The organism is Micrococcus sp. HG099 (assembly GCF_024723355.1).
Taxonomy (GTDB): Bacteria; Actinomycetota; Actinomycetes; order Actinomycetales; family Micrococcaceae; genus Micrococcus; species Micrococcus endophyticus.
This window is the reverse complement of record NZ_JANQCJ010000088.1, coordinates 1-10,123: the sequence shown is the minus strand read 5'-3', so window position 1 is coordinate 10,123 and position 10,123 is coordinate 1. Positions and strand designations below refer to the sequence as shown.

Sequence of the window (10,123 nt, the reverse complement as noted above, 5' to 3'; positions counted from 1 at the left end):
GGCCGGCTGGGACCCCTTCGGCGGCTGAGCGCGCCGCGGCCTCAGGCGCCGAGCGCGGCGGGGTCGAAGCGGTGGCCCAGGCCCACCACGGTCCAGCCGTGCTCGGCCCACGCCGCCACGTCCAGGACGTTGCGCCCGTCGATGAGCAGCCGCGCGTCCACCAGCGCGCCGACCGCCGCGGGGTCCATCTCGCGGAACGCCTGCCACTCGGTCAGCAGCAGGGTGAGCTCCGCGCCCTCGACCGCCTCCTCGAGGGAGTCCACGTAGTCCAGGCGGGGGAAGCGGGCGGCGGCGTTCGCGTTGCCCTCTGGGTCGTGCACGCGCACGTCCGCACCGGCCGTGTAGAGCCGGTTGGCCACGTCGAGGGCGGGGGAGTCGCGTACGTCGTCCGAGTCGGGCTTGAAGGTCACCCCGAGCACGGCGATCCGCGCGCCCCGGAGCACCTCCACGCCGGACGCCGTCGTCTTGCCCCCGTACGCCGCGGCCTCGCCCCGGCCGGCGTCGCGCGCCGCGGAGAGCACCTGGACGGCCAGGTCCACCACGCGGTCGCGGCGGCGCAGGTTGATGTCGTCCACCTCGGCCAGGAAGCGCATCGTGCGGTCCAGGCCCAGCTCGGAGACGCGCGCCTGCAGCGCGCGGATGTCCTTGGGCAGGCAGCCGCCGCCGAAGCCCACGCCGGCGTTGAGGAACCGGCGCCCGATCCGCGCGTCGTGCCCGATCGCGTCCGCGAGCGTGCCGATGTCCCCGCCCACGGCCTCCGTGATCTCGGAGAACGCGTTGATGAAGGAGATCTTCGTGGCCAGGAACGCGTTGGCCGCCACCTTGACCAGCTCCGCCGTCTCCAGGTCCGTGCTGATCCACGGCGTGTCCGCCGCGAGCTGGCGGGCGTAGACGCGGCGCAGCACCGGCTCGGCGCGCGGGCCGTCCGTGCCGATCACCAGGCGGTCCGGGGTCAGCGTGTCCTTCACGGCGAAGCCCTCGCGCAGGAATTCGGGGTTCCAGGCCAGCTCCACCTCGCCCGGCAGCCCGGCCTCGGCCCGCACCCGCCGCACCATCGCGGCGAGGCGGCGGGCCGTGCCCACGGGCACCGTGGACTTGCCCACGATCAGGGCGTCCCGGTCGATCGCGGCGGCCAGGGAGGCGACGGCGGCGTCCACGTACCGCAGGTCCGCGCCGGACTCGCCCACCTTCTGCGGCGTGCCGACGCCGACGAAGTGCACGTCCGCCCAGCGGGCGGCCTCGGCCACGTCCGTGGTGAAGCGCAGGCGGCCGCTCTCCACGTGGGTCCGCAGCAGCTCCGGCAGGCCGGGCTCGTGGAAGGGGACCTCGCCGCGGGAGAGCCGGGCGATCTTCTCCGGGTCCACGTCCACGCCGAGCACCTCGAAGCCCAGCTCGGCCATGCACGCGGCGTGCGTGGCGCCCAGGTAGCCGGTGCCGATCACGGACAGCCGCGGGGCGCGGTCCTGCTCGGCGGGGGCGGCGGGCGCGCTCGGGTGGGTCACTGCGGGCTCCTTCGGCGTGGCGTGCGGGGACGGCCCCGACGCTAGGCCCCGCGGATGAACGAGGGAAGAACGGCGCGCCACCGCGGTGCGACCCCGCGGTGGCGCCCCGGGCGCGCGGCGCGGCCTCAGGCCTCGCCGGCGCGGATCAGCTCGGTGAGGCGGGTGGCGGCGGCGACGACGGCGTCCGCATGGTTGCGCCCGGGCTGGCGGGAGAGCCGCTCGAGCGGGCCGGAGATGGACACGGCCGCGATGACCCGGCCGCTGGGCCCGCGCACGGGGGCGGACACGGAAGCGACGCCGGGCTCGCGCTCGGCGAGCGACTGGGCCCAGCCCCGGCGCCGCACGGCCGCCAGCACGGTGGGGGTGAACACGGCGCCGGCGAGCCCCTCCACGAGGCGCTCGTGGTCCTCCCAGGCCAGCAGGACCTGGGCGGCGGAGCCGGCCTTCATGGACATGCGGGCGCCCACGGGGATGGTGTCGCGCAGGCCCCAGGGCCGCTCGGCGCTGGCCACGCAGACGCGGGAGTCGGCCTGGCGGCGGAACACCTGGGCGCTCTCCCCGGTGGCGTCGCGCAGCCAGAGCAGGACGGGGCCGGAGGCGGTGGTGAGGCGGTCCTCGCCGGCGGCGGAGGCGAGCTCGGCCAGCCGGGTGCCGAGCACGTAGCGGCCCTGCAGGTCCTTGCCCACGAGGCGGTGGTGCGTGAGCGCCGCGGCGAGCCGGTGCAGCGTGGGCCGGGCGATCCCGGTGGCGGTCACGAGCTGGGCGAGGGTGGCGGGGCCGGACTCGAGCGCGTCGAGGATGGCCACGGACTTGTCCACGACGCCGACCCCGCTGGGGTGGCGGTGGAGGGAGGGGCCGAGGACGTCGTCGTCGGCCTGCGCGCGGGCGGGCTCAGCGGTCATGCCGTGATCCTAGTCGTCTCACGGTCCGGACGGACCGGGGGAACGGGCCGCGTGACGCGGGAGCGCCCCCCCGCCGTCACGTGTCCGATCAGTGAGACGCGATCTCATACTCTGGGACAATAGGGGTCGTGGTCGATATCCGCCCGGCGCCGATCCAGAGTGGGGGACGAGATCCCCGGCGCCGCGCGCCGGGCGAGGACCCACAGGTGCGTGAGCAGGAAGGTGCGGCACATGACGAGCGAGACGACGCGGCCGAGGACGCTGGCCGAGAAGGTCTGGGACGAGCACGTGGTGGTGCGCGGCGAGGGCGAGGGCTCCTCCCGCACCCCCGACCTGCTCTACATCGACCTGCACCTCGTCCACGAGGTGACCAGCCCCCAGGCCTTCGAGGGCCTGCGCCTGGCCGGCCGCCCCGTGCGCCGCCCGGACCTGACGATCGCCACGGAGGACCACAACACCCCCACGCTGGAGATCGACAAGCCGATCGCGGACCCCACCTCCCGCACCCAGATCGAGACCCTGCGCGCCAACGCCGCGGAGTTCGGCGTCCGCCTGCACCCGCTCGGCGACGCCGAGCAGGGCATCGTCCACGTGGTCGGCCCCCAGCTGGGCCTCACCCAGCCCGGGCTGACCGTGGTCTGCGGCGACTCGCACACCTCCACCCACGGCGCGTTCGGCGCCCTGGCCTTCGGCATCGGCACCTCCGAGGTGGAGCACGTGCTCGCCACCCAGACGCTGCCCCTGAAGCCCTTCAAGACCATGGCGATCACCGTGGACGGCACCCTGCGCCCGGGCGTCACCGCCAAGGACGTCATCCTGGCCGTGATCGCGAAGATCGGCACCGGCGGCGGCCAGGGCTTCGTCCTGGAGTACCGCGGCGAGGCCATCCGCAGCCTCTCCATGGAGGGCCGGATGACCATCTGCAACATGTCCATCGAGGCCGGCGCCCGCGCCGGCATGGTCGCCCCGGACGAGACCACGTTCGCCTACCTCAAGGGCCGCCCGCACGCGCCCGAGGGCGCCGACTGGGACGCTGCCGTCGAGCACTGGCGGACCCTGGCCACGGACGAGGGCGCCGAGTTCGACGCCGAGGTGGTCATCGACGCGGACGAGCTCGAGCCGTTCGTCACGTGGGGCACCAACCCCGGCCAGGGCGTGAGCCTGAACGGCGCGGTGCCCGCGCCCGAGGACTTCGACGACCCCGTGGCCCAGGAGTCCGCCCGCAAGGCGCTGGGCTACATGGACCTCACCCCCGGCACCCCCATGAAGGAGGTGGCGGTGGACACCGTGTTCATGGGCTCGTGCACCAACTCCCGCATCGAGGACCTCCGCGCCTTCGCCGAGGTCGTCAAGGGCCGGAAGAAGGCCGAGGGGCTGCGCGTCATGGTGGTGCCCGGCTCCGCCCGCGTGCGCCTGCAGGCCATGGACGAGGGCCTCGACCGGGTGTTCGAGGACTTCGGGGCGGAGTGGCGCTTCGCCGGCTGCTCCATGTGCCTGGGCATGAACCCGGACCAGCTCGCCCCCGGCGAGCGCTGCGCGTCCACGTCCAACCGCAACTTCGAGGGCCGCCAGGGCAAGGGCGGGCGCACCCACCTGGTCTCCCCGGTGGTGGCCGCCGCCACCGCCGTGCTGGGCCGCCTGGCCAGCCCGTCCGACCTGCCCGCCCTCACCCCCCAGGAGGCCTGAGCCATGGAGAAGTTCACCACCCACACCGGCATCGGCGTACCGCTGCGTGCGTCCAACGTGGACACCGACCAGATCATCCCGGCGGTCTACCTCAAGCGCATCTCGCGCACCGGCTTCGAGGACGCCCTGTTCGCCGGCTGGCGCCAGGACCCCGACTTCATCCTCAACACCGAGCCCTTCAGCGCCGGCACCGTGCTGGTGGCCGGCTCGGACTTCGGCACCGGCTCCTCCCGCGAGCACGCCGTGTGGGCGCTCAAGGACTACGGCTTCCGCGCCGTGATCTCCCCGCGCTTCGCGGACATCTTCCGCGGCAACTCCGCCAAGCAGGGCCTCGTGGCCGCGCAGGTGGAGCAGGAGGACGTGGAGCGGATCTGGAAGGAGCTGGAGAACCGGCCGGGCACCACCGTCACCGTGGACCTGGTCTCCCGCACCGTGGAGTGCGGGGACGTGACCGCCCCGTTCCAGATCGACGACGACACGCGCCACCGCCTGCTCGAGGGCCTGGACGACATCGCCGTCACCCTGGACCACCAGGACGAGATCGACGCCTACGAGCGCGCCCGCCCCTCCTACAAGCCCACCACGCTGCCCGCGCGCACCGCGGGCTGAGCGGGGGTCGGGCGGCGGGCCGACCGCCGGGGCGACGCGCGTCGAGGGGGCCCGCGCCGTTGCGGTCCGACCCTGTCGAACCTCTATGCTGAGAGGCGATTCCGGCACCGCCCGCCGCGCCCGGGGGGCGGTGCCCGTTCATGCGACCCCCGCCTCCGGGCGGGAGTCGCCGAGACCGTGGCCCTCGGCCGCGCTGAGGAAGGACACGCCCATGGCGAAGCTGTTGACGATCCATGGCGGGAAGCCGCTGACAGGCGAGGTGACCGTGCGCGGGGCCAAGAACCTGGTCCCCAAGGCCATGGTGGCCGCGCTCCTGGGCAACACCCCTTCCGTGCTGCGCAGCATCCCGGAGATCAAGGACGTCGACGTCGTCAGCTCCCTCCTCGAGATCCACGGCGTCTCCGTGGAGTGGGACAAGGAGTCCGGTCGGATCACCATGGACCCGGCCGGGGTCAAGTCCGCCCTCACCGCCGAGATCGACGCCCACGCCGGCGACTCGCGCATCCCGATCCTCTTCTGCGGCCCGCTCATGCACGCCATCGGCGAGGCCTTCATCCCCGACCTGGGCGGCTGCAAGATCGGCGACCGGCCGATCGACTACCACCTGGCCGTGCTGCGCAACTTCGGCGCCGTCGTGGACAAGCGCCCGGGCGGCATCTCCATCTCCGCCCCCAAGGGCCTGCACGGCGCCAAGCTCGAGCTCCCCTACCCGTCCGTGGGCGCCACCGAGCAGGTGCTGCTGACCGCGGTGAAGGCCGAGGGCATCACCGAGCTCAAGGGCGCCGCCGTCGAGCCGGAGATCCACGACCTCATCGCCGTGCTCCAGAAGATGGGCGCGATCATCACCGTGCAGACGGACCGCACCATCCGCATCGAGGGCGTGACCGAGATGCGCGGCTACAACCACGAGGCGCTGCCGGACCGCAACGAGTCCGCCTCCTGGGCCTCGGCGGCCCTGGCCACCGGCGGCGACATCTTCGTGCGCGGCGCCTCCCAGCGCGACCTCACCGCGTTCCTGAACACGTACCGCAAGATCGGCGGCGAGTTCGACGTGGTCGACGACGGCATCCGCTTCTGGCACGCCGGGGGAGACCTGAACCCGCTCGTGCTCGAGACGGACGTGCACCCCGGCTTCATGACCGACTGGCAGCAGCCCCTCGTGGTGGCGCTGACCCAGGCCAAGGGCGTCTCGATCGTGCACGAGACCGTGTACGAGAACCGCTTCGGCTTCACCGACGCGCTCGTGCGCATGGGCGCCTCCATCCAGCTGCACCGCGAGTGCCTGGGCTCCGTGCCGTGCCGCTTCGGCCAGCGCAACTTCCTGCACTCCGCCGTGATCTCGGGCTCGACGCCGCTGCACGGCGTCGAGATCGACATCCCGGACCTGCGCGGCGGCTTCTCGCACCTGATCGCGGCCCTCGCAGCCGAGGGGACCTCCACCGCCACCGGCCTGGAGATCATCAACCGCGGCTACGAGCACTTCATGGACAAGCTCCAGGGCCTCGGCGCCGACGTCGAGCTGTCCGACCGCACCCGGTGAGCCCCGTGGACCCGCAGACCCCGGCCCCGGCCGCGGGCCGCCCCTCGCGCGCCGCGCGGGCCGGCTACGTGATCCCCGCCGCCATCGTGCGCCCCGCCCTGCGTGGCCTCGTGCGCCAGGTATGGGAGGGCACCGAGAACCTGCCGGAGACCGGCGCGATCCTCGCGGTGAACCACATCTCCGAGCTGGACCCCCTCTCCGTAGCCCACATGGTCTACAACCAGGGCCTGCTGCCGACCTTCCTCGCCAAGGCCGAGCTCTGGAAGGTGCCCGTGCTCAAGCAGGTCCTCGAGGCCACCCGCATGATCCCGGTCGAGCGCACCCGCGACGGCGGCCGCTCGCTCGACGCCGCCCGCGAGGCCGTCGCCACGGGCCGGGCGATCATCGTCTACCCCGAGGGCACCGTCACCCGCGACCCCGACGGCTGGCCCATGGCCGCCCGCAGCGGGGCCGTGCGCCTGGCCCTGCAGACCGGCGCCCCGCTCATCCCCGTGGGCCAGTGGGGCATCCAGGAGCTTCTGCCCTACGGCGGCCGCGCCCCGCGTCCGTTCCCGCGCAAGACCGCCCGCATCCGGATCGGCGCGCCCGTGGACCTGGACGACCTGCGCGGCGCGCCGATGACGGCGAGCGGGCTGCGCGCCGGCACCGAGCGGATGATGGACGCGATCACCGTCATCGTGGCGGACCTGCGCGGCGAGCCCGCCCCCGCCGGCCGCTGGGACCCGCGGACCGGGCGTCGGGAGCCGGGCGCATGAGCGACCCGCAGACCGTCGCCGTCCTGGGCGCCGGCAGCTGGGGCTCCGCCTTCGCCCGCGTGCTGGGCACCAGCACCAGCCCCGAGGGCGCCCGGGCGCGCGACGTCGTGATCTGGTCCCGGCGCCCCGAGGTGGCCGAGGCCGTCAACCGGGACCACGCCAACCCCGAGTACCTGCCGGGCATCGAGCTGCCCGCCTGCGTGCGCGCCGTGACCGACGCCTCCGAGGCGGTCCGCGGCGCCGGCGTCGTGGTGGTGGCCGTGCCCGCGCAGCACGTGCGCGAGACGCTGCGCACCCTGCGCGAGGACCTCGCCCCGGACGCCGTGGTGGTCTCGCTCGTCAAGGGCCTCGAGCGCGGCACCGACGCGCGGATGTCCCAGGTGTGCACCGAGGAGCTGGGCCTCACCCCGGACCGCTTCGCCGTGGTCTCCGGCCCCAACCTGGCCCTCGAGATCGCCCGCGGCGAGCCCACCGCCACCGTGGTGGCCTCCGCCTCCCCGGCCACCGCCGAGCGCATCGCCGCGCTGACCGCCGGGCCCACGTTCCGCCCCTACACGAACACCGACGTGGTGGGCGTGGAGATCGGCGGCGTCGTGAAGAACGTCATCGCCCTCGCCGTCGGCATCTGCGACGGCCAGGGCCTGGGGGACAACTCGAAGGCCTCCGTGATCACCCGCGGGCTCGCCGAGACCACCCGCCTCGCCGTCGCCCTCGGCGGCGACCCCGCCACCATGGCCGGGCTCGCCGGACTGGGCGACCTCGTGGCCACGTGCGCCTCGCCCCTGTCCCGCAACCGCACGGCCGGACGACACATCGGCACCGGCATGAGCGCCGAGGAGGCCGTGGCCGCCATGAGCCAGACCGCGGAGGGCATCAAGTCCGTCTCCGCCGTCGTGCACGTGGCCCGCGCCCACGGCGTGGAGATGCCCATCAGCGAGCTGATGGACCGCGTCGTCGCCGGGGACGTGGCCGTGCACCGCCTCGCCGAGCTCCTGCTCGCCCGTGACCTGAAGTCGGAAGGACGCACCGCATGACCGCCACCCCCGCCCCGCAGGCCCCCTCGGACGGCGCGCGCCCCCGCGTGCTCCTGCTCTTCGGCGGCCGCTCGAGCGAGCACCCCATCAGCTGCGTCACCGCCGCCGGCGTGCTCCACGCGGCCGACCCGCAGCGCTGGGACGTGGTGCCGGTGGGCGTGGCCCGCTCCGGCCTGTGGTCGCACGACGAGCTGGACGTGGCCGCCTTCCGCCTGGACGGCGAGACCCTCCCCGAGGTGCCGGAGCCCGAGGCCCCGGTGAGCCTGCGCACCCTGCCGGACGGCACGGTGGAGCTCACCGCCGAGGACGGCTCCTCCCTGGGCCGCGTGGACGTGGTGTTCCCGCTGCTGCACGGCCCGTGGGGCGAGGACGGCACCCTGCAGGGGATGTTCGAGTCCCTCGGCCTGCCCTACGTGGGCTGCGGCGTGCTCGCGTCCGCGGTGGGCATGGACAAGCACTTCATGAAGGTCGCCTTCCAGGCGGCCGGCCTCGAGGTCGGCCCGTGGGAGACCATCACCGACCGCGACTGGGCGCGCGACCCCGAGGCCGCCCTGGCCCGCGCCGGCGCCCTGGCGTTCCCGCTGTTCGTCAAGCCGGCCCGCGGCGGCTCCTCCTTCGGCATCACCCGCGTCTCCGACCCGGCGGACCTGCGCGCCGCCGTCGAGGAGGCCCGCCGCTTCGACCCGAAGGTCGTGGTGGAGGCCGGGATCGTGGGCCGCGAGATCGAGTGCGCGGTCCTGGACGGGCACGGCTCGGACGCGCCCCGGGCCTCGCTGCCGGGGGAGATCGTGGTCAAGCACGACGAGGGCGACCTGCAGTTCTACGACTTCCAGGCCAAGTACCAGGACGACGACGCGGCGCAGCTCTCCTGCCCCGCCGAGCTGCCCGAGGAGCAGACGCGGCGGCTGCGCGAGCTGGCCGTGCGCGCCTTCGAGGCCGTGGACGGCTCCGGCCTGGGCCGCTGCGACTTCTTCCACACCCCGGACGGGCGCTGGGTGGTCAACGAGATCAACACCATGCCCGGGTTCACGCCCATCAGCATGTACCCGGCCATGTGGGAGCGCACGGGGCTGTCCTACGACGCCCTGATCTCCGAGCTGCTGGACCTGGCCCTCGAGCGGGGCGTCGGGCTGCACTGAGCCCGGCCCGGGCGCACCGACGGCGCCGTCTCCGGATCCTTCCGGGGGCGGCGCCGTCCGTGTCGGGAGGGTCAGCCGACGGGCGTGGCGTCCTGGATGTTGACGCAGCCGCCGTCGGCGTCGATCTGGGCGACGGCCGAGGCCAGGCCCACCATGACGGTGTCCGAGCTGGCCTTGTCCTTGCCGAAGAGGACCTCCACGGCGGGGTCGCGGCCGTAGGTGACGATCCGCCAGTTCTCGTCCTCGTCGCGGATCACCCAGTCCACGCCGTCCACCGAGATGCAGCGGTCCGTGGTGGGCCCGGGCACCGGGGCGCCGCAGCGCAGCACGACGGCGGCCGGGTCGCCCCACACGGCGGTGGCCTGACTGTCCGTGGGGCGCAGGGCGGCGTCGCCCAGGGCGTCCGGCATGGCGACCATGGCGGGGGCGCACTCGGGGTTCGCGGCGTCCGGCGCCGCCTCCACCGTTGCCACGCGGCCGCTGCAGGCCGTGGCGCCCAGGGCGATCGCGGTCAGGAGGGGCACGAGGCGGCGCAGGGGGCGGGATTCCATCCGCCCAGGATACGCGCGGCGCCTCGGCCGGCCCGGCGTCCGGTGCCGCGCGGGGGCCGGGCGCCGCGGTGCGGGGGAGGCGGCGGCGTCCGGACCGTGCCCTAGCATGGGCGGGACCGCACCACATCATGCACCCCGACGTCCCGCCCCCCAGACCAGGAGCCCATCGTGAGCCGTACCGCGGAGTCCCGCCCGCAGACCCCCCGTCCGGGCGCCGACGGGCCGCGCCGTCGTCGTCGTCGGCCGTGGCTCGTGGCCCTCGTGGTGCTGCTCGTGGCGCTGCTGGCCGTCGGCGTGGCCGTGGCCGTGTACGTGGGCGGGCTCGCCCGCAGCATCGACGAGGGCACGCAGCGGTTCGAGGGCGGCGCCTTCCCGGCCGAGTCCCTGCGCCCCTCCGAGCCCGGC

At 74.6% G+C, this 10,123-nt stretch carries 9 protein-coding genes and 1 pseudogene; 7 read left to right on the top strand and 3 right to left on the bottom strand.

Annotated features, from left to right (window positions below; all coding sequences use genetic code 11):
* Positions 1-41: 41 nt before the first annotated feature.
* Complete coding sequence (locus NWP10_RS08425; RefSeq protein ID WP_258300550.1) at positions 42-1,502, bottom strand: UDP-glucose/GDP-mannose dehydrogenase family protein; 1,461 nt, start codon at positions 1,500-1,502, stop codon at positions 42-44.
* Between the two features lie 125 nt (positions 1,503-1,627).
* A complete protein-coding gene (locus tag NWP10_RS08420; protein ID WP_017489232.1) occupies positions 1,628-2,404 on the bottom strand; it encodes an IclR family transcriptional regulator in 777 nt (258 codons plus the stop codon).
* A gap of 231 nt (positions 2,405-2,635) precedes the next feature.
* Between NWP10_RS08420 and leuC the strand changes: the two genes are divergently transcribed.
* The 6 genes from leuC to NWP10_RS08390 all read left to right on the top strand — a co-directional run bounded on the left by leuC (position 2,636) and on the right by NWP10_RS08390 (position 9,167).
* The gene (gene leuC / locus NWP10_RS08415; protein ID WP_017489233.1) at positions 2,636-4,090 is read left to right on the top strand and encodes a 3-isopropylmalate dehydratase large subunit; all 1,455 of its coding nucleotides are present in this window, start codon (positions 2,636-2,638) and stop codon (positions 4,088-4,090) included.
* 3 nt (positions 4,091-4,093) lie between these two features.
* Positions 4,094-4,699 (top strand): 3-isopropylmalate dehydratase small subunit, encoded by a 606-nt coding sequence (gene leuD / locus NWP10_RS08410; protein ID WP_158494818.1) that lies wholly within the window; start codon positions 4,094-4,096, stop codon positions 4,697-4,699.
* A gap of 211 nt (positions 4,700-4,910) precedes the next feature.
* Positions 4,911-6,239: a UDP-N-acetylglucosamine 1-carboxyvinyltransferase gene (gene murA / locus NWP10_RS08405; RefSeq protein ID WP_258300549.1), complete on the top strand. Its 1,329-nt coding sequence runs from the start codon at positions 4,911-4,913 to the stop codon at positions 6,237-6,239.
* A 5-nt stretch (positions 6,240-6,244) separates the two neighbouring features.
* Positions 6,245-6,994, top strand: coding sequence for a 1-acyl-sn-glycerol-3-phosphate acyltransferase (locus NWP10_RS08400; protein WP_258300548.1), 750 nt, complete (start codon positions 6,245-6,247; stop codon positions 6,992-6,994).
* A complete protein-coding gene (locus tag NWP10_RS08395) occupies positions 6,991-8,028 on the top strand; it encodes an NAD(P)H-dependent glycerol-3-phosphate dehydrogenase (protein ID WP_258300547.1) in 1,038 nt (345 codons plus the stop codon). The genes NWP10_RS08400 and NWP10_RS08395 overlap by 4 nt, the downstream gene beginning before the upstream one ends.
* Complete coding sequence (locus tag NWP10_RS08390) at positions 8,025-9,167, top strand: D-alanine--D-alanine ligase family protein (RefSeq protein WP_258300546.1); 1,143 nt, start codon at positions 8,025-8,027, stop codon at positions 9,165-9,167. Before NWP10_RS08395 ends, NWP10_RS08390 begins: the two co-directional genes overlap by 4 nt.
* A 71-nt stretch (positions 9,168-9,238) precedes the next feature.
* Here NWP10_RS08390 and NWP10_RS08385 read toward each other — a convergent pair whose 3' ends face one another.
* Complete coding sequence (locus NWP10_RS08385) at positions 9,239-9,718, bottom strand: DUF3515 family protein (RefSeq protein ID WP_017489239.1); 480 nt, start codon at positions 9,716-9,718, stop codon at positions 9,239-9,241.
* Positions 9,719-9,886: 168 nt separating this feature from the next.
* Here NWP10_RS08385 and NWP10_RS08380 point away from each other — a divergent pair.
* Positions 9,887-10,123, top strand: a pseudogene (locus NWP10_RS08380) (LytR family transcriptional regulator); the annotation flags it as partial.